Origin of the sequence: Streptomyces sp. BBFR25, assembly GCF_044590125.1 — a bacterium.
GTDB lineage: Bacteria > Actinomycetota > Actinomycetes > Streptomycetales > Streptomycetaceae > Streptomyces > Streptomyces canus_D.
The window spans coordinates 2,797,915-2,824,755 of record NZ_CP172447.1 but is presented as its reverse complement, the minus strand read 5'-3'; the positions used below and the strand labels follow the sequence as shown (position 1 = coordinate 2,824,755).

Here is a 26,841-nt window from a genome sequence, read left to right as displayed (position 1 = left end):
GCGGACGGCGGTGAGCGGGCCGGCTCCGCCCCCGTCGTACCGCCGCCGGCCCCCGCCGGCCGCGTCCATCCTGGAGGTCGCCCCCGTGCAGACCCGGACCCTCACCCAGACCGACACCGGTACCGGCGGCGCGCGGCCGGACGCGGAGCGCGATGTGCTCGTCGCGCTGCCCGCGCAGCCCGGTGCCGGGGCGGCGGGGCACCATCCCGACGCCCCCGCGGACGTGCCCGAGCTGCCGGAACCGCCGCCGCCCACCCGTACGGAGTCCGGCGGCCCCTCCTCCGACCTGTTCCGGCAGTACCTGCGCGAGATCGGACGGATTCCGCTGCTCAGCGCGGCCGAGGAGGTCGACCTCGCCCGGCGCGTGGAGGCCGGGCTGTTCGCCGAGGAGAAGCTGCGGCGCACCCCCGACCTGGACAGCAGCCTCGCCCACGACCTCGACCGGCTCGTCGTCCTGGGCCGCCTCGCCAAGCGCCGCCTGATCGAGGCCAACCTGCGGCTCGTGGTGTCGGTGGCCAAGCGGTACGTCGGCCGCGGGCTGACCATGCTGGACCTGGTCCAGGAGGGGAACCTGGGGCTGATCCGGGCGGTCGAGAAGTTCGACTACGCCCGGGGCTACAAGTTCTCCACCTACGCCACCTGGTGGATCCGCCAGGCCATGTCCCGCGCCCTGGCCGACCAGGCCCGCACCATCCGCGTCCCCGTGCACGTCGTGGAGCTGATCAACCGGGTCGTCCGCGTCCAGCGCCGGATGCTCCAGGAACGCGGCTACGAACCCACCCCGCAGGAGGTCGCCGCCCACCTGGACCTGGCCCCCGAGCGCGTCGGGGAGGTGCTGCGCCTGGCCCAGGAGCCGGTGTCCCTGCACGCCCCGGTCGGCGAGGAGGACGACGTCGCCCTCGGTGACCTCATCGAGGACGGCGACGCCGCCAGCCCCGTCGAGTCGGCCGCGTTCCTGCTGCTGCGCCAGCACCTGGACGCGGTGCTCTCCACCCTCGGCGAACGCGAACGCAAGGTCGTCCAGCTCCGCTACGGCCTGGTCGACGGCCGCCCCCGCACCCTGGAGGAGATAGGCCGCCTCTTCGGCGTCACCCGCGAACGCATCCGCCAGATCGAGTCCAAGACCCTCAACAAACTCCGCGACCACGCCTACGCGGACCAGTTGAGGGGCTACCTGGACTGACCTGCCTCCTCACCCCACCTCCGCCACCGCCTCCGCGAACTGCGCCTTGTACAACCGCGCGTACGCGCCGTTCGCGGCCAGCAGCTCCGCATGCGCCCCTTGCTCCACGATCGCCCCGTCCTCCATCACCAGGATCGTGTCCGCGTCCCGGATCGTCGACAGCCGGTGCGCGATCACGAACGACGTCCGCCCGTGCGCGAGCTTCGCCATCGCCTTCTGGATCAGCACCTCCGTCCGGGTGTCCACGGACGACGTCGCCTCGTCGAGGACCAGGATCACCGGGTCGGACAGGAACGCCCGCGCGATGGTGATCAGCTGCTTCTCACCCGCGCTCACCCCCGTGCCCTCGTCGTCGATCACCGTGTCGTAGCCGTCGGGCAGCGTCCGTACGAACCGGTCGGCGTGCGCGGCCCGCGCGGCCTCCTCGATCTCCCCTCGGGTGACCTCCCGCGACGCCCCGTACGCGATGTTCTCCGCGATGGTGCCGCCGAACAGCCAGGTGTCCTGGAGCACCATGCCGATACCGGCCCGCAGCTCGTCCCGGGACATCTTCGCTATGTCGACGCCGTCCAGGGTGATCCGGCCGCCGGAGACCTCGTAGAAGCGCATCAGCAGATTGACCAGGGTCGTCTTGCCCGCGCCCGTCGGACCGACGATGGCGACCGTGTGGCCCGGCTCCACCTTCAGCGACAGGTCCTCGATCAGCGGCTTCTCCGGGTCGTACCGGAAGGACACGTGCTCCAGCTCCACCCGGCCGCGCAGGTCCTCGGGCCGCACGCCCGGGATCGGGTCCGCCGACTGCTCCTCGGCGTCCAGCAGCTCGAAGATCCGCTCCGCCGACGCCACGCCCGACTGCACCAGGTTCGCCATGGAGGCGACCTGCGTCAGCGGCATCGAGAACTGCCGGGAGTACTGGATGAAGGCCTGCACGTCGCCGATGGACAGCTGACCCGAGGCCACCCGCAGGCCGCCGACCACCGCGACCAGCACGTAGTTCAGGTTGGACACGCACATCATCAGCGGCTGCATGATCCCGCTGTTGAACTGCGCCTTGAACCCGGCCTCGTACAGCGCGTCGTTCTGCTCGGCGAACTGCTTCGCCGACTCCTCCTGCCGCCCGAACACCTTCACCAGCGCGTGCCCGGTGTACATCTCCTCGATGTGCGCGTTCAGCTGCCCCGTCGAGCGCCACTGCTGCACGAACTGCGGCTGCGACCGCTTGCCCACCCGCGTGGCCACCACGAACGACAGCGGCACGGTCACCAGCGCGACCAGCGCCAGGATCCAGGAGACGTAGAACATCATCGCCAGCACGCCGATGATGGTGAGCAGCGAGTTGATCAGCTGGCCCATCGACTGCTGGAGCGTCTGCCCGATGTTGTCGATGTCGTTGGTGGCGCGGCTGAGCACCTCGCCGCGCTGGCGCTTGTCGAAGTAAGACAGCGGCAGCCGCGACAGCTTCGTCTGCACGTCCTCGCGCAGCCGGAACATCGTCCGGTTCACCGCCCGGTTCACCAGCCGGGTGGCCACCGCCATCAGCAGCCCGGCCACCGCGAACGTCGCCAGCGCGAGCAGCAGCACCTCGCCGACCGCGCCGAAGTCGATGCCCTGGCCCGGGGTGAAGTCCGTGCTGCGGAGCATGTCGGCGACCTTGCCGTCACCGCTCTCGCGCATGGAGTCCAGGACCTGCTCCTTCGTGGCACCCGACGGCATGTCCCGCCCGACGATGCCCGCGAAGACCAGGTCGGTGGCCCGGCCGAGGATCTTCGGCCCCACCACGTTGAGGCCGACGCTGACGACCACGCACGCCAGCAGCGTGAACAGTGTCGCCCGCTCCGGCCGGAACTGGGCGACGAGCCGTTTGCTCGACCCCTTGAAGTCCATCGAACGCTGGTCGGGGCCGCCCCCGGCCATCATGCGACCCGCAGGCCCGGCCATCAGGCAGCCTCCGCTTCCGTCAGCTGGGAGAGCACGATCTCCCGATAGGTCTCGTTGTCCGCCATCAGTTCGTGGTGCCGTCCCACGCCGACCACCCGCCCCTCGTCCAGCACGACGATCCGGTCCGCGTCCCGGATGGTCGCCACCCGCTGCGCCACGATCACCACCGTCGCCTCGGCGGTCTCCTGGGCCAGCTCGGCCCGCAGCGCCGCGTCGGTGGCGTAGTCGAGGGCGGAGAAGGAGTCGTCGAAGAGGTAGATCTCCGGGCGCTGGACCAGCGTCCGGGCGATGGCGAGCCGCTGGCGCTGACCGCCCGACACGTTGGTGCCGCCCTGCGCGATCGGCGCGTCCAGCCCGCCCTCCAGCTCGGAGACGAAGTCCTTGGCCTGCGCCACCTTCAGCGCGTGCCACAGCTCCTCGTCCGTGGCGTCCGGATTGCCGTAGCGCAGATTGCTCGCGACGGTACCGGCGAAGAGGTACGGCTTCTGCGGCACCAGGCTCACCACCTTGGCCAGCGTCTTCGGGTCGACGGTCCGCACGTCCACCCCGTCGACCAGCACCTCGCCCTCGGTGGCGTCGAAGAGGCGGGGGACCAGGCCCAGCAGCGTCGACTTGCCGCTGCCGGTCGAGCCGATCACGGCGGTCGTCTCGCCCGGCTTGGCCACCAGGCCGATGTTCCTGAGCACCGGCTCCTCGGCCCCGGGGTAGCGGAAGCCCGCCTCCCGGATCTCCAGGTGGCCGTGCCGGCGCAGCTCGGTGACCGGCGCCACCGGCGGCACCACGCTGCTCCCGGTCTCCAGGACCTCCTGGATGCGCTCGGCGCACACCTCCGCGCGCGGCACCATCATGAACATGAAGGTGGCCATCATCACGGACATGACGATCTGCATGAGGTAGGCGAGGAACGCGGTCAGGTCGCCGATCTGCATCCCGCCGCTGTCGATCCGGTGGGCGCCGAACCAGACCACCGCGATCGACGACAGGTTCACCACCGTCATGACCACCGGGAACATCAGCGCGAGCAGGTTGCCGGTGCCGAGGGCCACCTCGGTCAGCTCGGTGTTGGCCTTGCGGAAGCGCTGCTGCTCGTACTCGTCGCGCACGAAGGCGCGGATGACGCGGTTGCCGGTGATCTGCTCGCGCAGCACCCGGTTCACCGTGTCGAGGCGCACCTGCATGGCCCGGAACAGCGGGCGCAACTTCCGCACGATGAGCGTGACGCAGATCGCCAGCACCGGCACGACCCCGAGCAGCACCCCGGACAGCGGCACGTCCAGGCCGAGCGCCATCACGATGCCGCCCACGCACATGATGGGCGCCGACACCATCAGCGTGAACGTCATCAGGGCCAGCATCTGGACCTGCTGCACGTCGTTGGTGGTCCGGGTGATCAGCGAGGGCGCGCCGAAGTGGCCCACCTCGCGCGCCGAGAAGGACTGCACCCGGTCGAAGACGGCACCCCGCAGGTCCCGGCCGAGGGCGGCGGCGGTGCGCGCGCCGTAGAAGACGGCACCGATGTTGCAGACCACCTGGGCCAGCGAGATGCCGATCATCAGGGCGCCGTAGCTCAGGATGTAGCCCGAGTCCCCCTTCACGACGCCTTCGTCGATGATGTGCGCGTTCAGGGTCGGCAGGTACAGGGAGGCGCAGGTCTGCAGGAACTGCAGCGCCACCAGCAGGGCGATGGGTTTCTTGTAGGGCCTGAGATAGGCCCGGAGCAGTCGTATGAGCACGCTGGGTCTCTCGGAGTCGGCGACAGGGGCCGCGGTTGGTTGCCCCTGGCCCCTATCGTCGAACACTCCACCCGCGTTACCTCAACCGATTAACCCAAGAGCGCGGCAAATTCCGGCCTACGGGCGGCAAGCCCCCGCTTCACAGCGCGCCCGGGTGCGTCTGCTCGCGCACCGACACGAACTGCTGGCGCACGGCCTGCCCCACCGCCAGCTCCTCGCCCGGCTCCAGGACCTGCGCGACCGCGCCCTGCCAGACCGGGGGAGTGCGCGGGTCCAGCGTGCCCCGGGAGACGCCCAGCGCCCAGGCCGCCTGGCGGGCCGAGCCGATCGCCGCGTAGTCCGCGGGCTGCGGCACGACGACCTGCGTCCCGAACAGCATGGGTGCCGCCGCCTGCACGGCCGGCAGCTCGGCCGCCGCGCCGAGCAGGAACACCCGCCGCACCTCCACGCCCCGGCCGCGCAGCACGTCCAGGGCGTCGGCGAGACCGCACAGCATCCCCTCGAACGCGGCCCGCGCCAGGTGCTCCGGCCGCATCGACTCGCGCCGCAGACCGGCCAGGGTCCCGGCGGTGTGCGGCAGGTTCGGCGTCCGCTCGCCCTCCAGATAGGGGAGCAGCACCAGCCCGTGCGATCCCGGCGTGGACTTCATCGCCAGCTCGGACAGGCTCTCCAGGTCCGGCACCCCGAGCAGTTCGGCCGTGCCGCGCAGGGCCCGTACGGCGTTCAGGGTGGTGACGACCGGCAGGTGCATGCCGGTGGCGTCCGCCAGGGCGGTGATCATCCCGGACTGGTCGACGAGCGGTTCGGTGTGCACGGCCATCACGGACCCGGACGCGCCCAGCGACACCACCGCGTCGCCGAGCCCGATCCCGAGCCCGAAGGCGGCGGCCTGGGTCTCGCCGGTCCCGGCGGAGATCAGCAGCCCCTCCGGCGTCGTGCCGGCCGCGTCGGCCGGGCCGATCACCTCCGGCAGCACCGCGTGATGCCCGAGTGCCAGCTCGACCAGGTCCGGCCGGTAACCGCCGGTCGCCGCCGACCAGTATCCGGTGCCCGACGCCCCGCCCCGGTCGGTGGTCCGCCGGACCGGCCGCCCGAGCAGCTGCCAGACCAGCCAGTCGTGCGCCTGGAGCAGTACGGCGGTCCGCGCGGCGGCCTCCGGCTCGTTCCGCGCCAGCCAGCGCAGCTTCGTCACGGGCTGCCCGGCCTGCGGTACCGAGCCCACGGCCTGCGCCCACACCTCGCGCCCGCCGAGCGCGTCGATCAGGTCGGCCGCCGCGACCTGGGAGCGCTTGTCACCGCCGACCATGGCCGGGCGCACGGTGTTGCCCTGTCCGTCCAGCGGCACGACCGAGTTGGCCTGCGCCGAGACGCCGATGGCCTGCACGCCCTCCAGGAGCCCGCCGCCGGCCGCCTCCCCGAGGGACAGCAGCCAGGCCTGCGGATCGACGTCCGAGGGCCGGCCCCCGCCCTCGGGGCTCTCCAGCGGGTGCGGCGCGTAGCCCTGGCGCAGCACGGCACCCGTGTCCGCATCGCAGACGACGATACGCGTGAAATCGGGCGAACTGTCCAACCCGGCGACTATCCCCATGGTCGAAATTCTGCCGCACCGGCCGGGGTCCCCGTACCGGGACCTCAGGTGTTGCTGGTGCCCCAGTCGTCGGGACCGCTGCCGTTGCTGCCGCGATCCCGCAGCGAGCGGACCCGGTGGGCCACCGAGTCGGGCATCCGGTCACCGACCTTGTCGCTCACCACGTGGTACGCCTTGTCGGCGAAGTGCCTGCCCTGCTGGGCCGCGGACTCCGCGGTGTTGCGCACGGCCGGGTTCTGCGCGACCTGCTGCGCGGACTTCCGCAACTGCTCGTAACGCTCCCGCCCGGCCTTCGTGCCGAGCACGTAACCCACCGCTAGTCCGACGACGAACGTGAGCCGGTAACGCATGGCGGCCACCCTTCTCTTGCCCTAGCTCTCCGGTGCCGGGGAGTACCGATTGGCGGAGCACCCCCCTGCTTGCGCTAATGTATGTGTCGCAGCGAGCGCGCGCCCCCTGGCGAATACCCAGGCAGACGCGTTCGATGCGATACGAGACCTTCCTCGGTAGCTCAATTGGCAGAGCAGCCGGCTGTTAACCGGCAGGTTACTGGTTCGAGTCCAGTCCGGGGAGCTCGGTCCTCCGTAGCTCAATTGGCAGAGCAGCCGGCTGTTAACCGGCAGGTTACTGGTTCGAGTCCAGTCGGGGGAGCACCGTGAACGAGGACCCTTCGGGGTCCTTTTTCATGTGCCCCTCAGGTCTTCTCAAGTCCCGGGAACCATGCGGCACGCTGCGGAGTCTTCAAGGTCATGAAGGCAGCCGTGCAAGCCGACCATCCGAGGCAGGAGATCGTATGAGCGGCTATGCTGCGGCAGACGGCGCGCACACGTGTACGCGACACGCCGCTATGGGGCGGTAGCTCAGCCGGTTAGAGCAGCGGACTCATAATCCGTCGGCCGTGGGTTCGAGTCCCACCCGCCCCACTCATGTGCCTGGCCGCAGGAACGTTCTCGCCTGCGGAGGTGCCTGCCACCTCGGGAGGCGGACGACGTCAGTCGGTGGTCGCCTCGGGGACGAGCTTCCCCTCCCAGATCTCCTTGCCGTCCTCGTCGTAGGCCGTGACTCCCCCGTCGCGGAAGTGGTAACTGGTCCCCTGCGGCATGAAGTCCACCACGTACCCGCCCTCGGACTCCCTCGCCTCCGTGGGGTCGCCGTACGGTTCCCCGTCCTTCGCCCTGGCGAAGTAGAAGACCTTTCCCGCGGTGGTCCGGCAGAAGGCGTACCGCTCCTCCAGATCGTCCCTGCTGTAGGCGGCGACGAGGCGCGCCCCGGTTCCCTCCGGCAGCATCTCGGCCATCGGCTTCGGACAGGGGCCGCTCGCCGAACCGCCGCCCGTCGCCCGTCGCCCGTCGTCCCGGCGCCCCGCACCCTGCTCACGCGACGCTCCGGCGCGGACACCGCGGACACCGCGGACACCGGGGGCGGCGGGGGCGGTGCCGGTGGCGCGTCGGGCCGGGACGGCCCGGGCGGCGGCGGCACGGTCGGTGGCCGGGACGGCCCGGGCGGGGGCAGCGGCTCCTCCTTGCGGGCCACCACCTCACCCGGAAGGACGTCGGGTCCGTCGAACCCCGGCGCCGCCGCGGGCGGCCGGTGCGGTAGGCCGCGCACGCGGCTCCCGCCGGGACCGGCGGGCGGCTCTCGACGGGGGAGCAGCTCGGCCCGGGCTCCGTACAGCCGGACGTCCGCGTCCCCGGTGAAGTCCCGCAGGGCGGTGTTCAACGCGTCCTGAACCGCTGCCCGGGACCGGTCGGCGCCGGGTCCGCACGGCACGTTCCGCAGCCGTTCGCGCAGGGGGCCGTGCCACGCGGCGCTCATGTCACGGATGCCCCGAGCCACCACGGCGCCGGGGTCGGCCACCCGGCACATCAGCTCCACCCGGCAGTGGAGCGGGGCGGACGCCCCCCGTCCTCCGCTCAGGCGCAGATCGAGAACCAGCCGGTGCTCCGTCGTGTCGACCAGGAACAGCCGCCGGTACCCACCGGCCCGGAGATCGGGCACCGGCTCTCCCGGGCGGACCGTGCGCGTCGGCCCGGCGTCCGGCACCAGCACCCACGCCCTGCCCGGCGGGGGCGTCGGCAAGGGGCCCGGCGGGCGGGCCCGCGACAGCGTCCGGCCCTCGACCACCGGGTCGTACGTCGGCGGATGCCTCACCATCCCCCGTGGCCGCCTTCCGCCATACGTCTTCCTCCCCCGGGACAAGCGGCGCGGGCTGCCGCCCTCGCGGGGCCGGTACACGACCCCTGCCCACGGAAGCGCCCGCCCTGATCATTGAGCCGCTGAGTGATCTGAAGGGCCTGCGCTGTCGATTTGCGCGTGTCCCGAGTTGTTCAGCAGCCCGCTCCGGGCGTCTGAACAACTGGCGCGGCGGTGTCGGGTCGGCCGCTTTCGCAGGTGAGACGTGTCACCGGCCTTCCGGCTCCTCCTCAAGGTTCTCGACGTTCTCGACGTTCTCGACGTCGTCCTCGCGTTCGCCCTCCGCCTGGGAGGGAGTGGTGTGCGGCACGTCGGGCGTGTCCGGTTCGTCGTCGCGCTCGCCCTCGGCCTGGGACGGGGTCGGCTCGCTCATCGTGGTACCTCCTCCTGCGGGGGTCGGGCCGGTCGCGCGCCGAGTACCCCCTCCGGGAGGGCGGCACCAGCCCTCACAGCGGCGACCACCACATGACCGTCGTCCCGCGCCCCTCGTCCGGGCCGCCCGCGCCGTCGTCGACCACCCTCAGGCGGACCCCGTCCCGGCCCTCGGGCGACCTGGCGGGCACCTCCACGGTGACCTCGACGCGGGAGACACCCGGGCGCGCGGACGCGTCGGCCAGGGCGTCGCGGAGGGCGGTGAGCAGGCGGTCGGCGACCCGGTCGGGCACCCGGGCGTCGACGGCGCCGCTGAACTGCGTGGACGGCGCGACACCGAGCCGGGCGGCGGCGGAGGCGGTCTCGCGCAGGACCCGGCCGCGCAGGCCCGTCGGAGGACCGGCCGGGGGCTGCTGGAGAGTGAGGATCGCGGTGCGGACCTCACGGACCGTGGAGCGCAGCTCGTCCACCGCACGGCCGAGGATGTCGCGGACGTCGTCGGCACCCGGCCGGCGCTGGGTGGACTCCAGCATCATGCCGGTGGCGAACAGCCGCTGCACCACCAGATCGTGCAGGTCGCGGGCGATGCGGTCGCGGTCCTCGTAGACCGCCAGCCGCTCCCTGCCGCGCCGGGCGTCGGCCAGGTCGAGGGCGAGCGCCGCCTGCGAGGCGAACTGCGTCGCGAGCAGCCGCTCCAGGTCCGTGTACGGGCGCCCGCCGCGGCGGCGGGGCAGGGCGAGGGTGCCGATGAGCCGGCCGCCCGCGCGCAGGGGCAGCATCATGCTCGGCCCGAACCGGTTCCGCACGTGGGTCGTCATGCGGGGGTCGGTCGCCGAGTCGTCGATGAACACCGGCTCGCCGCCCAGCAGTTGTTCCAGCACGGGGCTGCCCGGCGCGATGGTCGCGCCGACGATGCCGTCCGGATCGTCGGGCGTCGAGGCGGTCACGATCTCCATGCCGCCCTCGGCAGTCGGGTGCAGGATGACGCCCGCGGAGGCACCGGCGAGCAGCCGGGCCCGCTCGGCCACCGTGGTCAGCGCGTCACCGGCGCCCTCCTCGGTGAGCAGCGCGGTGGTCACGGCCGCCGCGCCCTCGATCCAGCGCTCGCGCTGCCGGGCCGTCTCGTACAGCCGGGCGTTACCGATCGAGACACCGGCCTGCGTGGCCAGGACCCGCAGCAGCTGCTCGTCCTCGACGGTGAACGGGGCGGCGCCGGGCCGCCCGGTCAGCCGCAGCTCGCCGAACTCCTCGTCCCGCACGTGGATCGGCACCCGCAGCAGGGGCGCCGTCTCCGGTACGGGATCGGGGCCCGGGGTGCGGATCTCGGCGAGGCCGTCGCCCTCGCCGGGGTCCGCGAGGACCAGGGCCGCGCGGTCGGCGCCGGTCAGTTCGGCGGCGCCGTCCACGATGTGCCGCAGGACGCTGCGCAGGTCGAGGGCGGTGCCGACGTCCAGGAGGGCTTCGAGGAGACGGGCCAGCCGGGGCGCGGGCCGCGCGGTCATGCGTCCGGCTTCCTCGGCATGCTCCGCCGCCCCGGTCCCGCGGCCGTCAGCCGGCGTCGGCGTCGGCGGTCGTCGGGTGCAGGACGAGCGGCTCGACCCGGCCCTCCAGCATGCTGCCGAGCCCCTGGACGGCGCACACGTCGGGCCGCTCCGCGATGTGCACCGGCATACCGGTGGCCTGGCGCAGCATCTGGTCGAAGCCCGGCAGCAGCGCGCTCCCGCCGACCATCATGATCCCGCGGTCGGCGAGGTCCGCGACCAGGTCCGGCGGGCAGTCCCGCAGCACCTTCCCGATGCCGTCGAGCACGGCCGTCAGCGGCGTCTGGATGGCGTTGCGCACCGTGGCGGTGTCGACCCGCACACTGCGGGCCAGCCCGGTCGCCACGTCCCGCCCGTGGATCTCGGTGGTCGCCGGACCCTGCGGGGTCAGCCCGTTGCCGGACAGGGCGAGCTGCAACGGGCGCACGGACTGGCTGGGCAGCACCAGCTCGTGCTGATGGCGCAGCAGCTGCACGATCGCGTGGTCCACGGCCTCGCCGCCCACCGGGATGCGCTCGGCGGTCACGATCGAGCCGAGGGAGAGCACCGCGACCTGCGTGGCGTGCGCGCCGCACACCATGATCATGGTCGCTTCGGGCTGCTCCACCGGCAGTCCGCAGCCGACCGCCGCCGCGATGAGCGTGTCGACCAGCTCCACGCGACGCGCGCCGAGCCCGACCAGCGTCTCGATCGCCGCGCGCTGGGACAGCGGGTCCGCGTCGTGCGGGGTGCAGACGGCGGCCCGCAGCCGGGGCTTGCGGCGCAGGTTGCGGCGGATGCGGTCGCCGAGCAGGTGGCGCAGCATCCGCTGGGCCATCTCGATGTCGACCACCGTGCCGCCGGAGACCGGTCGCACGACGCGGATGTAGCCGGGGGTGCGGCCGGTCATCTTCTCCGCGAACTCGCCGACCGCGATGAGCGCGCCCGTGCGGGTGTTGACCGCCGCGGCGGACGGCTGGTCGACGACGAGCCCGGCCCCCTTCACGTAGACGCGGGTCCGCGCCGCGCCCAGGTCGACGGCGAAGTGGCAGCGGCGCAACGCCTCCAGGCTGGCGGTACTGGCGGTCATGGCGAATCCTCCCGAGAGCGCGGACCGTGCGGGGCCGCCCGGTGGACGGCCTCTGGCACCGATCGTGCGCGGCGGCGCGGGCGGGCGCCCGCTGGAGGGGGCCGGGCGGGGGGCCGCTGAACGGGGGGCGCGCGAAGCGTTCAGCGGTTCTCGGCGGCCGTGAGCAGCGGACGCAGGTCCGGTACGAGGAGCACCCGGCCGTCCGCCTCGGTCAGCTCCCGCCGGACCCCTGCGTCCCGCCCGTGGCCGATGAACGGCAGACCGATCACGCGGGCGGCGGACTGCTCGGCCACGGAGGAGCCGACCAGCACGCAGTCGCCGGGCGGGGGGCCGCTGAACGGGGGGCGCGCGAAGCGTTCAGCGGTTCTCGGCGGCCGTGAGCAGCGGACGCAGGTCCCCTACGAGGAGCACCCGGCCGTCCGCCTCGGTCAGCTCCCGACGGGCCCCTGCGTCCCGCCCGTGGCCGATGAACGGCAGACCGATCACGCGGGCGGCGGACTGCTCGGCCACGGAGGAGCCGACCAGCACGCAGTCGCCGGCCGGGGCGCCGAGCCGGTCCAGCGCCCGGTGCAGGACGTCCGGGTCGGGCATCAGGCGGGTGAGGTCGGCGCCCCTGCCGTGCACGTCACCCGGCAGGGCGTCCAGCAGGCCGCGCCGTCTCAGGTACCCGGTGACCGGTTCGGGGGCCCGGTCGGTCACCACCGCGGTGGGCACGCCGCAGGTGCGCAGCGCCCGGACCAGCCGGTCGGCGAGGGGCGTCGGCTGCGCGGTGCGGGCCGCCCGCGCCTCGTGCCGGTCGAGGCGGACCCGTACGGCGGGGGCGAGCCGGTGGCCGGCGAGCGCCCGGACGAAGTCGAGCGTGCCGGCGTACCCGTCGGTCGTGACCCGGGGCAGCGGGACCCCGGCCAGCGCCTCCTCGGGATCGCGCTCCTCGACGAAGAGCCGCGCGATGTCCAGGAGCACCTCCCGCTCCGCCGCGGGCCGGTACAGCCGGGCCAGCACGTCGTCGAAGCCGAGCAGCACGCAGCGGGCACCGGTGATCAGGTCCGCGGGCGAGTGCGCGGCGCGGCGGGTCCGGGCGCCGTCGACCAGGCGGTACCAGCCGGTGTCGTCGGGCAGCGGACGGAAGAGGTCCGGGGGGAAGGCGGGCCCGTCCTGGCCCTCCTCGCGCACCTCGTCGTAGTAGAGGGAGTCGGAGAGGACGACGACCGCCCGGGCGGCGGAGGCGTCCAGGAGCGCGCCGACCGATCCGGCGTCGGCGCGGCCCAGCGACTGCTCTCCGGTGCCGTCCAGCCGGAACTCGACCTGCCAGAACTCCGCCCGCAGGCGTCGGCCGCCCAGGCGGGCCGGCAGCCCGGGGAGCCCCGCCACGGTCGCCCTCAGCAGTGGCGCGGCCTCCGCACCCGGGGCCAGCAGCACCAGCAGGCCGTCGTGGTCGTCCAGGAGTTCGTAGGAGGCGCCGTCCATGCCGCTGTCCGCGAGCAGGTCCGTGACCAGGGCGTGCAGGGCCGCGCGGGCTTCGCGGCCCACGGGGTGTCCCGGGGCGTCGGCGCCCTCGGCGAAGGCGTAGTGGGCGCAGCAGCGGAAGTCGGTGTCGAGGTCGTCGTCCTCGGCCGCCCCCTGCTCCGTCTCGTCGGCCTGAGGCTGCCGGGTTCTCTCCTCCGCGGCGGCCCCCGCTTCCGCCCCTTCCTCCTCGTCCGCCGCCTCCGCCACGACCGTCGCCTCGTCCCCGGCCCGGGCCTCCGCGTCGTCGAAGAGCGGCGTCCACAGGTCGTCCTCGGTGGGGAAGGGGCCCTCCGGCAGCTCGTCCGGGGCGGACACGACGGAGGCGGGGTCGTCCGGGCGCTGCCCGTACTCCGACCACGGCGCGTCGTCCGCCGGTGCGGCGTGCTCCTCGCGCAGTTCCCGGCCCAGTGCCGTCAGGGCCGGGCTGCGTCCGCCGGACAGCTCGTACTCCTCGTACACCTCCAGGGCCTCCTCGCCCCGGCCCTGGCGGCGCAGCGCGATCAGGTACAGGCGGCGGAAGTCCTCCCGGTGCGGGTGGGCCCGCAGCAGATCGGCCAGTTCCGTGGCGGCCCGGTCGTACTCGCCGAGGGCCAGATCGAGTTCGGCGCGCTTGGTGTGCAGGGCGAGCCGCAGCCGCCCCAGGCGGGTGCGGGCGGTGCGGGCGGCGGGGCCGGGCACGCCCGCCAGCGGCTCGGCGTCGCGCCACAGCGCCAGGGCCTCGGTGACCAGGCCGTGGGCCTCGGTGAGCGCGTCCCGCAGACCGGCCGCGTCGGCGCGCCGCACCAGCTCGTCGCAGCGCACCAGGTCCAGGTCGTCGGCACTGGTGTGCAGGGCGTAGCCGTGGGCGGACTTCGCGAGGACGCCCGGGCCCAGGACCTCCGCCAGACGCGTCGCCAGCCGGGTCACCTCGGCCCGCGGGTTGCGCGGCTCGTCGCCCGGATCCCACAGCCCCCACCGCAGCTCCTCGTGCGTCACCGTGCGGCCGTGCTTGAGCAGCAGCATCGCGAGGAGCGCGCGTACGTCGGGCGGCAGGCGCGGGGAGCCGTCCGGCAGGGTGACCCGCAGCGGGCCGAGCGCCTCGTAGCGGCGCGGCGGGTGGGCCGCGGCGGCCTGGGAGGGCAACTGCGGGTCGGTGAGCAGCCGCAGGCCCTGGGCCTGTGCCGCGGGGGAGGCGGACATCATCAGGTCGAAGGCGTGCGCGTAGTGGATGCGCATGGCGCCGAGCGACCGGTCGAGGCGGCGGGAGTCGATCGGCACGCTCAGGCGCGAGGTCCCCGAGGTCAGCAGCAGAAGGACCTCGCACAGGGCCCGGAGGTCCTCGGACCGCCCCGGCGGACCCGAGGCGCGCCCCGGTTCGAAGAGGCTGAGCCGCACCGTGCCGTCCGGCAGGAGGACCACGCGGGAGGTCTCCAGACCGCCGTGCGTGACACCCGCCTCGTGCAGGGCGGTGAGCGCCCGGGCGAGCTGCGCCCCCACCGACACCGTGAGCGGCACGGGCAGCCGCTGGTCGCCCGTCCGCACGAGGGCGCCCAGCGCTATGCCGTCGAGGTGCTCCATGACGACGTACGGGACGTCGTCCTCGATCCCGGCGTCGAGGACGGTCACCAGGTTCGGGTGGGAGATCCGGGTCAGTCGGCGCGCGTCCCGCAGGAACGCCTGGCGCGAGGCCGGGTCGGTGTCGGGGTCGTGCAGCCGGATCGCCACCGTCCGGTTCGTCGGCGACGGGTCGGGCGCGGTCCGGTCCGACGCCGTCCGGTCCGGTCCGGTGTCCTCCGCCAGCCACATCCTCCCGGCCGGGGTGAGCCGGCGCGTGGGCCGGTAGCGGGCGCTCAGGGCGGGCGGGAAGGGCGACGGGGCGGCGGGCCGCTCCCGCACCGTCAGCTGCCGGGCGCTCTCCTGGCTGATCGCCGCGAACGACTCGCTCCCGTCGGCCCGCTCGGTGCCCTCGCGGGAGGGGATCAGCGCCCGGAACTCGCCGGGCGAGCGGCCCGCCCGCTCGTCGATCAGGCCGCCGGTGCGCAGCAGCAGTTCGTGGGTGCGGTTGCGGGCCGTGCGGGGCAGCCCGCGCAGGAGCAGCTCGCGCACGCCGGGGCGGAAGGCGTAGGAGCCGGGCGGCCCGGGGACCGTGGTGAGCAGTCCGCCGAGGATGACCTCGGCCAGGTGCTGGGGCCGCGGGTCCGGCTCCACCGCGGCCTGCACCAGCCGCATCACCGGCAGGTCGGGGCGGCCGAGCGCGAGGTGGCCGGCCAGCCGGTAGGCCTGCGGGGAGGCGCTGGCGCGAAAGCGCAGGACGAGTTCCTCGGGGGACAGCCGCGCGAGGTCGGCGCGGTCGTCGGCGTCGGCGGGCAGTGGGCGGTGCAGTGCGGCGGCGGCGCCCGGATACGGGGTGCCGCCCGGACTCGCCACCAGCGCGGCCCAGTTGGCCAGCCACTCGGGCCCCGGCTCCAGCACGGGGACGTACGCCGTGCCCGCCGGGGCCCGGGGCGCGGCGCCGTCGTACGGGGTGAAGGTGAGCGAGGCGCTGGGCGCGGCCCGGTGCGGGGCGGACAGCCGGCCCGGGACCGGCGGCAGGGCGGTGTCCCGCCACAACTGCTCGGGCAGCGGCTGGAGCACGGCCAGCGGTGTGCGGCGCGCCCAGCGGCGCAGCGTGCCGAACCAGCGGGTGCCGGCCGGGCCCTCGCGCCACTGCGGTCCCGTGCAGTCGCTGATCAGCAGCATGACCGTACGGCCGTCGGCGGGGATCTGGGCCCCGTCCCCGCGGACCGTGCCGTCGGGTTCCGCGCGGTGCAGGGTGACGGTGCGGAAGACGCCCGACTGGGCGAGCGCGGCGTGCAGTTCGCGGACGAGGGGCTGCCAGACGGGCATCGTGGGGCCCGCGTCGTGCACCAGGTGCAGGCGCAGCCACCGCTCCCGTACGGGGCGCAGCACGGGCAGCCACCACTCGGGCCCGGCGCCGAGGCGCGCGATGCGGTCGGCGGTCGCGGACTCGTCCACCTCGTGACCGGCGGGCGCGTCGCTGCGGCGCTTCAGCGGACGCAGGGAACGCTGCAACGCCAGCGTGTGGCGCAGCATCGGCGGTGCGGGCGCGAGCAGGGCGCTGTGCGGCTGGGCCGACGAGGTGCCCGGGGCCGGGGCCGGGGACGGCAGGCGCAGGGGGGTGCGGCGGTCGTCGTCGGGCGGGGGAGGGGACGCGGTCGGCCGGTCGGCCCGGGAGCGCCGCCCGTGCCCGTCCCGTCCCCGGTCCGCCGGGCGGTCCCGGTGCTGTTCCGGGGCGTCCGGACGGGCCGGGGGCTGCTCCTGGGTCCGTGTCCCGGACGCCGGGTCGTTCGGTGGGTCCGCCGGGTCCGCCGGGTCCGGCGCCGGGGGCTCCATCTGCCCGGCCAGCCACAGGAGTTCGGCCAGCTCCAGCGGGGTCGGGCGGGCGCCCGTGGCCGCCGCCCGGCCGAGGACGTCGGCGAGGCGGGGCAGGGGCGGAGGGTCCGGTGCGCCGGGGCGGTCGGCGGGCATCAGAAGGCTTCGGGCCGCGCGGACCGGCCGAGGTACGGCATCAGCTGCTCGGCCAGCTCGTCCAGGGAGTGGGCGCCGAGACCGGAGGAACGGGCCAGGTAGATGGCGTTGAGCAGCTGGTCCGTGGCCAGTTCGCCGCTGCCCACCCGGGACAGGAACCGGTGGATGAGCTGCTGCGCGTACCCGTCGGGCTCGCCCAGGTGGGCGCGGACGATCTCGGCGAGGTGGTCGTCGTCGGGCTGCCGCAGCCGCAGCGAGACGCAGCGGCGCAGGAAGGCGGGCGGGAACTCGCGCTCGCCGTTGCTGGTGAGGACGACGAAGGGGAAGGCGTGGCAGCGGACCCGGCCGCGCTCCACCGGCACTCGCTGGTCGGCGCCGTCGATGAGGACCTCGGCGTGCGGGCCGGTGGTCTCCCGGGAGGCCCGGACGAGTTCGGGGATCTCGTACTGGCCCTCCTCCAGGACGTGCAGCAGGTCGTTCGGCAGGTCGAGGTCGCTCTTGTCGATCTCGTCGATCAGCAGGGCGCGCGGCCGGGCGTAGGGGAGCAGGGCGGTGCCGAGCGGGCCCAGACGCAGATGGTCCTCGACGCCCGTGGCGGCGGCGGGGGCGTCGGACGGCTGCGCGGTGTGGCGCGCCGCGTACAGGCGGGAGAGCGGGTCGTAGGTGTAGAGGCCGTCGCCCAGGGTGCTGCGGCTGGTGATGTTCCACCTGAGGACCGGGCCGAGCCGCAGCTCGCGGGCGACCGCGTAGGCCAGGGACGACTTGCCGGTGCCGGGGGGTCCGGTGACCAGCAGCGGACGCCGCAGGTACAGGGCCGCGTTGACCAGTTGCACCGTGTCCTCGGTGGCCTGGTAGGTCGCGGCCCGGTGGGCGCGGTCGGGCGAGGCGGTCGCGGCGTCGCCCGCCGCGTCCGGCGGATCGAGCACGGGACCGCCGTCGAAGGCCCGCCAGGGCGGGGGCGGAGGCAGCCGGGTGATGCCGTCGTGGGGGTCAGGCGCGCCGGTGTAGACGGGCCACAGGGGCATGGGTTCTTCTCTCCGGGCGGTTGATACGGCGGTTGATACGGCGGTCGGTACGGCGGTTGGTACGGCGGTCGGTTCGTCACGGTCGGCGTCGGCGTGGTGGGTCGGTGCACGGTCGGTGCGGGGGCGCGGCCGGCGGTTCAGCCGACCGGGGAGTGGAGCGGGGCGGGCGGCTCGGCGAAGCAGCGGGGGTCGTCCCACAGGAGCTGGACGTCCCGTGCCCAGTGCTCGTCCGGGTCGTCCGCCGCGTCCGCCGTCTCGCGCAGCTCCATGACCAGACGGGGGAGTTCGGCCGGAGGCACGCCCGCCACGGACGCCGCCAGCTCGTCCAGGAACGCCGTACCGGCGCAGCGGCCGTCGGGTCCCTCGTCGCCGGGGCAGTCCCGGCGCGGCCACAGCAGCACCGGGACCGGGAGGTTGAGGCCGACCTCGAAGTACTCCGGCGCGGCCGAGGGCGGGGTGGCGAAACCGGCCAGCTCCGCGTCGTCCCGCAGCCGTTTGCGCAGCCCGGCCGGCCGCTCCCGGGTGTCGCAGTCCACGCGGTGCAGCCGGGCCTCCGGTCCGGAGCCGAGCCTGCGCCACTTCTTGCGCAGCTGGTGGCGGAGGCGTCCGCTGCGGTGGCGGTACCGGTCGGTCACCACGAGCGGGTAGGCGCAGCCCAGCGGCGTGGAGTCGTCCTCCCCGCACTCCCAGTGCGCCACCGGCTCGTTCAGCCACTCGCGCGGGAGCACGAAGGTGAGCAGTTCGTCGGCGCCGGGGTCGAGCTGGGTGAATGCCTCGTCGATGCGTTCCTGGACGAAGGAGCGCACCGCGCCGCGGGCCAGTCGGCGCGAGCCCACCGGCCGGCGCTGCCCGTCCCGGTAGGCGGACACCTCGACGGTGACCTGGTCGGCTCCGGCACCGCTGTGGTCGATCTCCACGACGATGGGCGACCAGGCCGCGGGGCGCGGCGGCGGGGCGTGCAGCCGCTCCGCCAGCCGGTCGGCGAACCGGGCCACGGCCGCCGGGTCCGGCACCTCCCACTGCACGTACGCGGCGGCCTCCCGCAGGGAGGCGAAACCGCCCTCGGGCAGCGGCGGGTCGAAGGCGTCCATCGCGGAGACGTACAGCCGGTTCGGGTCGCAGTCCAGGCCGCCCTCCTCGGCCCGGCGCACCAGCGCGTACAACCGCCTGCGGGCGTCCGCGCGGTGGCCGGGGGTGGGCACCAGCTCGCCCAGCTCCGGCCAGTAGCGCGCCATGACCTCGACGGGCAGCATCCTGCCGACCCGTACGTCCCGGGCGCCCGCGACGGCGGAGACCATGCCGACGACCGTGCCGTCGGCCAGCGTCAGCGCCGCGCCGCTGAACCCGGCGGCCAGCGGCCGCCCGTGCGCCGTGAGCGCCTCCAACTGGACCCACTCGTCGGAGATGAGCGGTCCCGGCAGGGCGCGGTAGGAGGCGAGCATGCCCTCGTCGTACCCCTTGGGGAAGCCGTAGGCGATCAGCTCGGGGGCGGGTGCGGTCCGCTCCGTGCCGGGCCGGGCGAAGACGGCGGGGGTGAGCGGCACCTCCCGGTCCAGTTCCAGTACGGCCAGGTCGCCGAGGTCGGCGGCGCCGTCCCGCCAGCCGCCGTGCACGGCGACCGTGCCGGACAGCTCGCCCAGCTCGCGGCGCCCCGGGAAGGTCACCGTCACCGGCGCGCGGTCGGCCCACCTGACGACATGGGCGCAGGTGACCAACCGGCGGGCGGAGACGAGGAATCCGGCGCCGACCTCCCTGCCGCACTCGACGCGGGCGTGCCACGCGGCACCGCTCATGACAGCGCGGCTGCGTCCGGGGACTCGGGACGCGTCGGGGACGGCTCCGGCGACCAGCTCAGCCGCACGACCAGATGGCCCTCCGCGGAGCCCTTCGCGATGACCGCGCCGGCCTCCGCGCTCAGCTTGACCCCGAACTCCAGCTCCACCGCGTCGGGTCTGAGCGTGCCGTCCCGGAAGACCCGCAGCGCGGACGCGGCCGCCGCCCGCACACCGTCCAGGGAGTCCTCGAAGGTGCGGGCCGCGCGGGCCGGGCCGTCGCCGCGCGAGACCAGGCGGGCGCCGTCCTCGTCCTCGACGCCCTCGACGACCACCCGTACGCCGTCCTCGGTCTTGAACTCGACCAACCCGTCCATGACGCCGCTCGCTCCCCGTGTGCCGTACGTGTCCGTGCGCAGCACCATTGTGACGGACGGTACTCGGCCGTGTCCCGCCCCGCGCCGCCGGTCCGTCGGGCCGCTGGCGGAAACCCGCCAGGGCGACTAACCGCCGCCGCTGGTCAACTCCCGTACCCCACGGGCCCCCTGAGACTGCTCACAGCACTCTTCACCGCACTCTACGACGACACGAAGAGAGACGTGGATGAGCACAGGACCAGTCAGACGTGGGGCGACCCTCCTGTCGGCGGGGCTCGTGATCGCGCTGCTGCCGGCCGGGACGGCGGCGGCGCAGGATCCGCCCCCGGACCCGGCGCACCCCCCGGCCGCGGCCGCCCGTACGGCCTCCGCGGCGGGTGCGGCCCGCACCGTCACCCTCGTCACCGGCGACCGGGTGACCGTCACCGATCTCGGCGGCGGCCGGAAGACCGTCGCCGTCGAGCGGCCCGAGGGTGCCACCGGGGCCGTGCGCACCAGCAGTTCGGGCGGCCGGACCACCGTCGTACCGGACGAGGCCCTGCCCTACCTGCGCGACGGCAGCCTCGACCAACGGCTCTTCGACGTCGGTGAGCTGCTGGAGCAGGGGCTGGCCGACGGCGAGACCGGCGAGCTGCCGCTGATCGTGACCTACGACAAGGGGGCGCGGGCCGCCACCCCGCGGGGCGCCGAGCGGACGCGGTCGCTGCCCAGCGTGCGCGGGGCCGCCGTGGCGGCCGACAAGGGGCGTGAATTCTGGCGGGAATTCACCCGTGGCGGCGCCGGTGTCGACGGTGTGTGGCTCGACGGGCGGGTCACTGCGGCCATGGCCGAGTCCAACGAGCAGATCGGCACGCCCGCGGCCTGGGAGGCCGGACTGACCGGCAAGGGCGTCACCGTGGCCGTGCTGGACAGCGGCGTGGACGCCGGGCACCCCGACCTCGCGGGGCGGATCGCGCAGAGCAGGAGCTTCATCCCCGGTGAGGAGGTCGCCGACCGGCACGGCCACGGCACCCACGTCACCTCCACCGTGGGCGGCAGCGGCGCGGCCTCCGACGGCAAGGAGAAGGGCGTCGCGCCGGGCGCCACGCTCGCCGTCGGCAAGGTCCTCGACGACGGGGGCTCCGGCAGCGAGTCGGAGATCATCGCGGGCATGGAGTGGGCCGCCCGGGACGTGGACGCCGACATCGTCTCCATGAGCCTCGGCTCCACCGAACCCAGCGACGGCACCGACCCGATGGCCGAGGCCGTCGACACCCTCTCCCGCGAGACCGGCGCCCTGTTCGTGATCGCGGCCGGGAACACCGGCGCCCCGTCCTCCATAGGCTCGCCCGGCGCGGCCGACACCGCCCTCACCGTGGGCGCCGTCGACTCCGCCGACCAGGCCGCCTGGTTCACCAGCGCCGGGCCCCGGTACGGGGACAACGCGCTCAAGCCCGACCTGTCGGCCCCGGGTGTCGGCATCCTCGCCGCCCGCTCCCGGCTCGCCGAGGGCAACGGCGACTACACGTCCATGGACGGCACGTCGATGGCGACGCCGCACATCGCCGGGGTGGCCGCGCTGCTCGCCGAGGAGCACCCCGACTGGAGCGGCGCGCGGCTCAAGGACGCGCTGATGTCCACCTCGAAGGAAGTGGACGCCTCCGTCTACCAGTTGGGCACCGGACGGGTCAGCGTGCCCGACGCCGTGAACGCCGATGTCACCGCCACCGGCAGCGCCGACCTGGGGTTCTACTCCTGGCCGTACGAGGCCAACGAGCCCGTCACCAGGACCGTCACGTACACCAACTCAGGCGACACACCGGTCGAGTTGAAGCTGTCCGTGCGGGGCGCCCCCGAGGGCGTCGCCACCCTCGCCGACACCTCCCTCACCGTGCCCGCGCACGGCACCGCCGCCACCACCGTCACCGGTGACGGGGCCAAGGCGCCGGTCGGCACCACCGGCGGGCAGGTCGTCGCGGCCGACGCGAGCGGGAAGGTCCTCGCGCACACCGCGTTCGGGCTGGTCAAGGAGGGCGAGCGGTACACCCTCACCGTGCACGTCAAGGACCGCTCCGGCGCCGCGACCCCGGCCGACCTGACCGTCCAGCAGCTCACCGAGGGCGTCGACCCCGTGCCCGCGCACGTCCCGGACTCCGGCACCCTGGAGCTGCGGCTCCCGCGAGGGACGTACAGCCTCGCGTCCTTCCTCGACGTGCGCGGCAGCCACGGCGCCGACTCCCTCGGCCTCGGCTTCCTCGCCGCCCCGGAGGTCGTCGTCGACCGGGACCGCGAGATCACCCTGGACGGCCGCGAGCTGCGCGAGATCAGCGCCGACGTCGGCCGGCGCACCGAGACCCGGCAGCTGATCATGGAGTACGACCGCAGCGCGAACGGCTCCGACCTGTTCGGCGCCGTCCAGGTGCCGCTGACGTACGACAGCGTCTTCGCCGCGCCCACGAAGAAGGTCACCCAGGGCGGCTTCGAGTACCGCACCGTGTGGCGGCTCGGCAAGCCACTGCTGGAGGTCAAGGGGATCGGCGAGGCCACCGTCCAGTCCGGCGGCACCCTGATCGAGGGCCGCACCCGGCTGCCCCTGGTCGACGTCGGGGACGTCGGGGCCGGGCCCTTCCCGGGCGGCGTGCGCGGCAAGGCGGTCCTCGCCCGGCTCACCGAGGGGACCGAACCGACCGCGCTCGCCCGGGCCGCGCAGGAGGCGGGCGTCAGGGCGCTGTTCGTCACGGACGACGCCGCCGGACGGCTGATGTCCTGGTGGGGCACCGACGACAACGCCGACCGGCCGCTCCAGATCGCCACGGTCTCGGCGGCCGACGCCCGAAAGCTGCAGAAGGCCGGACGGGTCGACATGACCGGCACCCGCGACACGCCCTACGTGTACGACCTGTCCCAGGGGCACCGGGGCGCCGTGCCCGACCGGGACCTCGCCTACGAGCCGGGGCACCGCGACCTCGCCGTGCTGCACACCAGGTACCACGGCGACGAACCGTCGAGCGGCGGCGAGTTCCGGTACTCGATCACCGACACCTTCCCGGTCGGCCTCGGCTTCCGCGAGCGGATCGCCTACCCCGCCGAACGCACCGAGTACGTGTCCACCGGGCCCGGCCAGCTGTGGCACGAGACCGTGACGAGCGCCGGTGAGGCACTGGAGGAGCGCGGCGGACTGGTCGCGTACCGGGGCGGCTCGCGCGCCGAGCTGAACTGGTTCAAGCCGGTGTGGCACCCCTACCTCGGCACCGGGCTCGGCTGGGGACAGCAGCGCGCCGGGGACCGGATGCAGTTCAACGCGCCCGGCTGGGGCGACTCGGGACCCGACCACACCGGCTTCGGCGACGTGTGGAGCGAGGACAGCGGCATGGCGCAGACCACGTCGGTGTACCTGGACGGCGAACTGGTCGACCAGGGGCCGAGTTCCGCCGCGTACGTCTCCGACGCCCCCGCGGACGCGCACACGTACAAGCTCGTCACCGACACCGCGCTGGACGCGGCACGCTGGCCGCTCGCGACCAAGGGCCACGCGGAGTGGACCTTCCGGTCGGCGGCCACGCCGGACGACCGGTGGACCTACCTGCCGCTGATCAACCTCTCCTTCGACGTGGACACCGACCTCGCGGGGAAGGTGCGCGGCGGGAAGAAGCTGCGGGTCGGGCTCGGCGCCGACCACGTGGCGGGCGCCCCGGACACCGGGACGATCGGCGGCGGGAGGCTGGAGGTGTCCTACGACGACGGGAAGACCTGGCGGCAGGTCGGACTGCGCGGCGGTGACGGCGGTGCGGAGGCGTCCTGGCACGGGACGCTGAGCGTGCCGCGCGACGCCGAGCACGTCTCGCTGCGGGCCTTCGCGCGCGACGACCGGGGCGGCTCGGTCACCCAGGAGATCCTGCGGGCGGTGGCCGTGCGGTAGACCCGCGGGCGCTTCCGGGGTGCCGACACGCGGACGGCGCCGCCTCCCTGGGACGGGGAGGCGGCGCCGCCTGGTTTCTCGGACCGTCAGACCAGCCAGCCGACGAAGTGGACGAGGCCGGCGAGGATGTCGGTGAGAAGGTTCATGATCGTGCAGCTCCTTGCGCTGTTCATGTGCGAAGCCGTCGGGCTCCGCCGGGACTTGGGACATCTGCGCGACTACGGTCTGCAGCCCGTCGCTCGCACACCGTAAGTATCGTTGGTCCCTGCAGTCACATGCGCTCTTCAGAGCGACGATCACCTGTTCCAGGGAACACCTGCTCGCTTGTTCGGATCACGCCAAGCTCGGCCAAGTCCTGCGGGCGCAGCCGCAGTTGATCGGCCGTCGCCTCCACTTCCTCCGGCGGGCGCTTGAGGATCGCCGCCGCGTGCTCCGGCGCGATGACGGAGAAGTAGCTGTCCGGGGTGGCCCAGGTGCGGCCCGGCGCGGCCAGGGCCAGGGCGCCGCCCGAGCCGCCCTCGCCGATCACCAGCGTGGTGACCGGCGTGCGCACCGAGGCCACGGCGCCGAACAGGTCCGCGATCGCCGGACCCACCCCCTGCCGCTCCGCCTCCGCGTCGTTGGCCGCGCCCGGCGTGTCCACCAGGGTCAGTACCGGGATGCCGAGCCGGTCCGCGAGGTGGAGCAGCCGGGTCGCGGTGCGGTACCCGGCGGGCCGGGTCGCCGTGCCCGTCTGGGCGGCGTACGCCACCGTCCGCCCCGCGTGCGTCCCGAAGCCGCACAGCATGCCCTCCGGGTCCCGGCCGCCGCAGCGGTCGCCGGACAGGGCGACGCGCTCGGTGAAGTAGGCGTCCAGGTACGCCTGCGCGCGCGGCCGTCCGGCGGCGCGGGCCCGGCGCACCGCGTCCCCGCCGCCGACCGGCAGGTCCCGCGCGCCCAGCGGCTGAGGCACCGGCGCCGGATCGCCGGACGGCGCCGTCAGCAGCCGCAGCCAGCGGCCCAGCGTCGCGCGCAGCTCCCCGGGCGGTACGACGGCGTCCGCGCTGCCCGCCGCCACCTGCGCCTCGGCCGTGTACGCGGCGGGGTCGGCGTCCGGCGGCCGGACCCGCGAGCCCGCGAAACCGACCTGGGCGCCGGGCAGGGCGAGGACCACGTCGGCGCCCGCGCCCAGCGTCGCCCAGCCGCCCCCGGTCGCCGGGTCGCGCACCACCGCGATCTGCGCCGGCCCGGCCGCCCGGGTGAGCGCCGACTGCCGGGCCACCCGCTGCAGTTGGGTCAGCGCAAGCATCCCCTCCTGCATCCGGCTGCCGCCGGTCGCGACCAACGGCACCACCGGCAGCCGGTGTTCACGGGCGTACGCGTACGCCGCCGCTATCCGGTCGCCCGCGCGGTGGCCCAGCGAGCCGCCCAGGAAGCCGAACTCGAAGGAGACGAACACGGCCCGGGTGCCCTCGACGCGTCCGGTGCCGCAGACGACGGACTCCGCCTCGCCGGTGTGCTCGGCGGCGCGGGCCCGCGAGGCGTCGTAGCCGGGCCAGCCGAGGGGGCCGTCGGGCCGCCACGCGCCGTCCGGGTGCGGGAGTTCGGTGAAGGTGAGGTCGTCGGTGACCAGGGCGAGGAACTCTCGCGCGGTCGGGCGCTCAGTCACGGTCCAGCGCCCGCTTCATGATCTTCCCCATGTCGTTGCGGGGCAGCGCGTCGAGGTACCGGACGACGCGGGGCCGCTTGTGCGGGGCGAGCCGCCCGGCGACGTGGTCGGCCAGCGTGTCGAGGGCGGGCGGGGCGGCGGGGTCGGCCGGCACGATCCAGGCCACGATCCGCTCCCCGAGGTCGGGGTCCGGCTCCCCGGTGACCGCGGCCTCCCGCACCCCGGGGTGTTCCAGTAGCGCGTTCTCGATCTCGCCCGCCCCGATCTTGTACCCGCCGCTCTTGATCAGGTCGGTGGCCTTGCGGCCGACGATGCGGACGTAGCCGTCGGGGTCGCGGACCGCCATGTCGCCGGTGCGGAAGAAGCCGTCCCCGGTGAAGGCGGCGGCGGTGGCGTCGGGGCGGTTCAGGTACTCGGTGAACAGGTTCGGTCCGCGCACCTGGATCTCGCCGACGCTCTCCCCGTCGAGCGCCGCGATCGGCGTGCCGTCCTCCTCCACCAGCCGCAGCTCCACGCCGGGCAGCGGCACGCCCACCGTCCCGGCACGCGGCTCGCCGTCGGCGCGCACGCTGGTGTTCATCAGCGTCTCGGTCATGCCGTACCGCTCGATCACCCGGCGCCCGGTGGCGGCGGCGATCCGCTCGTGGTCGTGCACCGGCAGCGCGGCCGACCCCGACACCAGCAGCCTCGCCCCGGACAGCGCCTTCGCCAGCTCCGGGTCGCCGGGGAGCGTCTCGGCGATCCGGTGGTACATCGTCGGCACGCCGAACAGCATGGTCGCGCCGTCGTTCAGCTCCCGGGCCGCGGCCTCGGTGGAGAACCGGCCCAGGTGCCGCACGGACCCGCCCCGGCGCAGCGGGCCGAGGATGCCGAGGACCAGCCCGTGCACGTGGAACAGCGGCAGCCCCTGTACGAGGACGTCGTCCCCGGTCCACCGCCAGGCGTCCGCCAGCGCGTCCAGGGTCGTCGCGAGCGCCCGCCGGGGGATGACGGCGCCCTTGGGCGGCCCGGTGGTGCCGGAGGTGTAGACGACGAGCGCGGGATCGCCGTCGTCGGCGCGGTCCTCGGGGACCGTCCCGCGGGCGCGCACGTCCACGTCGACCCGCTCCAGGGCGCCGAGGGCGGGCGGGAGTTCGCCGTCCGGGGGCGCCAGGACGAGGGAGGGCGCGCTGTCGGAGAGGATGTGCGCGAGTTCCTTGTCGCCGGACTTCGGGTTGAGCGGCACGGCGGGGACCCCGGCCAGCAGCGCCGCGACCACGGCGACGGCGGTCTCCATCGCCGGGGTGGCCCAGACCGCGACCCGTCCGGCGCCGCCGATCCTCCCGGCCGTGGCGCCCGCCGCGGCGGCGAGTTCCGCATACGTCAGGGAGCGCCCGCCGAACCGCAGCGCGGGCCGGTCGCCCGGAGCGCCGGTCGGGGCCGGGGAGAGGGCCGGGAAGAGAGAGGACACGCGAGGTACTCCTTAGCTGTTGCCCGAGAGGTGCTGCCCGA

The 26,841-nt window shown here is 74.5% G+C and carries 17 protein-coding genes and 3 tRNA genes; 5 read left to right on the top strand and 15 right to left on the bottom strand.

From position 1 onward, the window contains the following. Positions 1-10 precede the first annotated feature (10 nt). The gene (locus tag ACGH52_RS12865; protein ID WP_374103193.1) at positions 11-1,183 is read left to right on the top strand and encodes an RNA polymerase sigma factor; all 1,173 of its coding nucleotides are present in this window, start codon (positions 11-13) and stop codon (positions 1,181-1,183) included. Between the two features lie 9 nt (positions 1,184-1,192). On the opposite strand, the gene ACGH52_RS12860 is transcribed toward ACGH52_RS12865, so the two are convergent. From ACGH52_RS12860 to ACGH52_RS12845, 4 genes are all read right to left on the bottom strand, one after another. Further along, positions 1,193-3,121: an ABC transporter ATP-binding protein gene (locus ACGH52_RS12860; RefSeq protein ID WP_076974207.1), complete on the bottom strand. Its 1,929-nt coding sequence runs from the start codon at positions 3,119-3,121 to the stop codon at positions 1,193-1,195. After that, positions 3,121-4,854 carry an ABC transporter ATP-binding protein gene (locus ACGH52_RS12855; protein WP_121704666.1) on the bottom strand — a complete coding sequence of 578 codons (1,734 nt, stop codon included), beginning with the start codon at positions 4,852-4,854 and terminating at the stop codon, positions 3,121-3,123. The genes ACGH52_RS12860 and ACGH52_RS12855 overlap by 1 nt, the downstream gene beginning before the upstream one ends. A 139-nt stretch (positions 4,855-4,993) precedes the next feature. Then, positions 4,994-6,442: an FGGY-family carbohydrate kinase gene (locus ACGH52_RS12850; protein ID WP_399939172.1), complete on the bottom strand. Its 1,449-nt coding sequence runs from the start codon at positions 6,440-6,442 to the stop codon at positions 4,994-4,996. Between the two features lie 44 nt (positions 6,443-6,486). Next, positions 6,487-6,792, bottom strand: a complete 306-nt coding sequence (locus ACGH52_RS12845) for a YtxH domain-containing protein (RefSeq protein ID WP_059299462.1) — start codon at positions 6,790-6,792, stop codon at positions 6,487-6,489. Between the two features lie 150 nt (positions 6,793-6,942). Between ACGH52_RS12845 and ACGH52_RS12840 the strand changes: the two genes are divergently transcribed. The 3 genes from ACGH52_RS12840 (at position 6,943) to ACGH52_RS12830 (ending at position 7,365) form a co-directional block, all read left to right on the top strand. Then, a tRNA-Asn gene (locus ACGH52_RS12840) sits at positions 6,943-7,015 on the top strand. Between the two features lie 5 nt (positions 7,016-7,020). Next, positions 7,021-7,093 (top strand) — tRNA-Asn (locus tag ACGH52_RS12835). Between the two features lie 198 nt (positions 7,094-7,291). After that, positions 7,292-7,365: transfer RNA gene (locus ACGH52_RS12830), tRNA-Ile, on the top strand. A gap of 68 nt (positions 7,366-7,433) precedes the next feature. On the opposite strand, the gene ACGH52_RS12825 is transcribed toward ACGH52_RS12830, so the two are convergent. The 9 genes from ACGH52_RS12825 to ACGH52_RS12785 all read right to left on the bottom strand — a co-directional run bounded on the left by ACGH52_RS12825 (position 7,434) and on the right by ACGH52_RS12785 (position 19,804). Continuing rightward, positions 7,434-7,739 carry a hypothetical protein gene (locus ACGH52_RS12825; protein WP_399939169.1) on the bottom strand — a complete coding sequence of 102 codons (306 nt, stop codon included), beginning with the start codon at positions 7,737-7,739 and terminating at the stop codon, positions 7,434-7,436. A gap of 1,104 nt (positions 7,740-8,843) precedes the next feature. Next, entirely contained in the window at positions 8,844-9,008 is a 165-nt protein-coding gene (locus ACGH52_RS12820) for a hypothetical protein (RefSeq protein ID WP_210975624.1), read from the bottom strand. Positions 9,009-9,081: 73 nt separating this feature from the next. Further along, positions 9,082-10,509 (bottom strand): GAF domain-containing sensor histidine kinase, encoded by a 1,428-nt coding sequence (locus tag ACGH52_RS12815; RefSeq protein ID WP_399939166.1) that lies wholly within the window; start codon positions 10,507-10,509, stop codon positions 9,082-9,084. 46 nt (positions 10,510-10,555) lie between these two features. Then, positions 10,556-11,617: a rod shape-determining protein gene (locus ACGH52_RS12810; RefSeq protein ID WP_059299210.1), complete on the bottom strand. Its 1,062-nt coding sequence runs from the start codon at positions 11,615-11,617 to the stop codon at positions 10,556-10,558. 140 nt (positions 11,618-11,757) lie between these two features. After that, entirely contained in the window at positions 11,758-11,910 is a 153-nt protein-coding gene (locus ACGH52_RS12805) for a hypothetical protein (protein ID WP_399939163.1), read from the bottom strand. Positions 11,911-11,974: 64 nt separating this feature from the next. Continuing rightward, positions 11,975-16,630, bottom strand: coding sequence for an SAV_2336 N-terminal domain-related protein (locus ACGH52_RS12800; RefSeq protein ID WP_399939161.1), 4,656 nt, complete (start codon positions 16,628-16,630; stop codon positions 11,975-11,977). After that, positions 16,630-17,655, bottom strand: coding sequence for an AAA family ATPase (locus ACGH52_RS12795; protein WP_399939158.1), 1,026 nt, complete (start codon positions 17,653-17,655; stop codon positions 16,630-16,632). The genes ACGH52_RS12800 and ACGH52_RS12795 overlap by 1 nt, the downstream gene beginning before the upstream one ends. A gap of 137 nt (positions 17,656-17,792) precedes the next feature. Further along, complete coding sequence (locus ACGH52_RS12790) at positions 17,793-19,448, bottom strand: trypsin-like peptidase domain-containing protein (protein WP_399939155.1); 1,656 nt, start codon at positions 19,446-19,448, stop codon at positions 17,793-17,795. Next, on the bottom strand, positions 19,445-19,804 hold the full coding sequence (locus ACGH52_RS12785; protein ID WP_059299464.1) for a CU044_2847 family protein: 360 nt from the start codon (positions 19,802-19,804) through the stop codon (positions 19,445-19,447). The genes ACGH52_RS12790 and ACGH52_RS12785 overlap by 4 nt, the downstream gene beginning before the upstream one ends. Positions 19,805-20,030: 226 nt before the next feature. Between ACGH52_RS12785 and ACGH52_RS12780 the strand changes: the two genes are divergently transcribed. Next, positions 20,031-23,702, top strand: coding sequence for a S8 family serine peptidase (locus ACGH52_RS12780; protein ID WP_399939152.1), 3,672 nt, complete (start codon positions 20,031-20,033; stop codon positions 23,700-23,702). 271 nt (positions 23,703-23,973) lie between these two features. Here ACGH52_RS12780 and ACGH52_RS12775 read toward each other — a convergent pair whose 3' ends face one another. Next, positions 23,974-25,350 carry a carboxyl transferase domain-containing protein gene (locus tag ACGH52_RS12775; protein WP_399939149.1) on the bottom strand — a complete coding sequence of 459 codons (1,377 nt, stop codon included), beginning with the start codon at positions 25,348-25,350 and terminating at the stop codon, positions 23,974-23,976. After that, positions 25,343-26,800 (bottom strand): acyl-CoA synthetase, encoded by a 1,458-nt coding sequence (locus ACGH52_RS12770; RefSeq protein WP_210975628.1) that lies wholly within the window; start codon positions 26,798-26,800, stop codon positions 25,343-25,345. The genes ACGH52_RS12775 and ACGH52_RS12770 overlap by 8 nt, the downstream gene beginning before the upstream one ends. Between the last annotated feature and the right edge of the window lie 41 nt (positions 26,801-26,841).

Coding starts and splice junctions, on each gene's coding strand:
- ACGH52_RS12860 (WP_076974207.1), bottom strand. CDS start 3,121: ATGGCCGGGCCTGCGGGTCGCATGATGGCCGGGGGCGGCCCCGACCAG.
- ACGH52_RS12850 (WP_399939172.1), bottom strand. CDS start 6,442: ATGGGGATAGTCGCCGGGTTGGACAGTTCGCCCGATTTCACGCGTATC.
- ACGH52_RS12845 (WP_059299462.1), bottom strand. CDS start 6,792: ATGCGTTACCGGCTCACGTTCGTCGTCGGACTAGCGGTGGGTTACGTG.
- ACGH52_RS12825 (WP_399939169.1), bottom strand. CDS start 7,739: ATGGCCGAGATGCTGCCGGAGGGAACCGGGGCGCGCCTCGTCGCCGCC.
- ACGH52_RS12820 (WP_210975624.1), bottom strand. CDS start 9,008: ATGAGCGAGCCGACCCCGTCCCAGGCCGAGGGCGAGCGCGACGACGAA.
- ACGH52_RS12815 (WP_399939166.1), bottom strand. CDS start 10,509: ATGACCGCGCGGCCCGCGCCCCGGCTGGCCCGTCTCCTCGAAGCCCTC.
- ACGH52_RS12810 (WP_059299210.1), bottom strand. CDS start 11,617: ATGACCGCCAGTACCGCCAGCCTGGAGGCGTTGCGCCGCTGCCACTTC.
- ACGH52_RS12800 (WP_399939161.1), bottom strand. CDS start 16,630: ATGCCCGCCGACCGCCCCGGCGCACCGGACCCTCCGCCCCTGCCCCGC.
- ACGH52_RS12795 (WP_399939158.1), bottom strand. CDS start 17,655: ATGCCCCTGTGGCCCGTCTACACCGGCGCGCCTGACCCCCACGACGGC.
- ACGH52_RS12790 (WP_399939155.1), bottom strand. CDS start 19,448: ATGAGCGGTGCCGCGTGGCACGCCCGCGTCGAGTGCGGCAGGGAGGTC.
- ACGH52_RS12785 (WP_059299464.1), bottom strand. CDS start 19,804: ATGGACGGGTTGGTCGAGTTCAAGACCGAGGACGGCGTACGGGTGGTC.
- ACGH52_RS12780 (WP_399939152.1), top strand. CDS start 20,031: ATGAGCACAGGACCAGTCAGACGTGGGGCGACCCTCCTGTCGGCGGGG.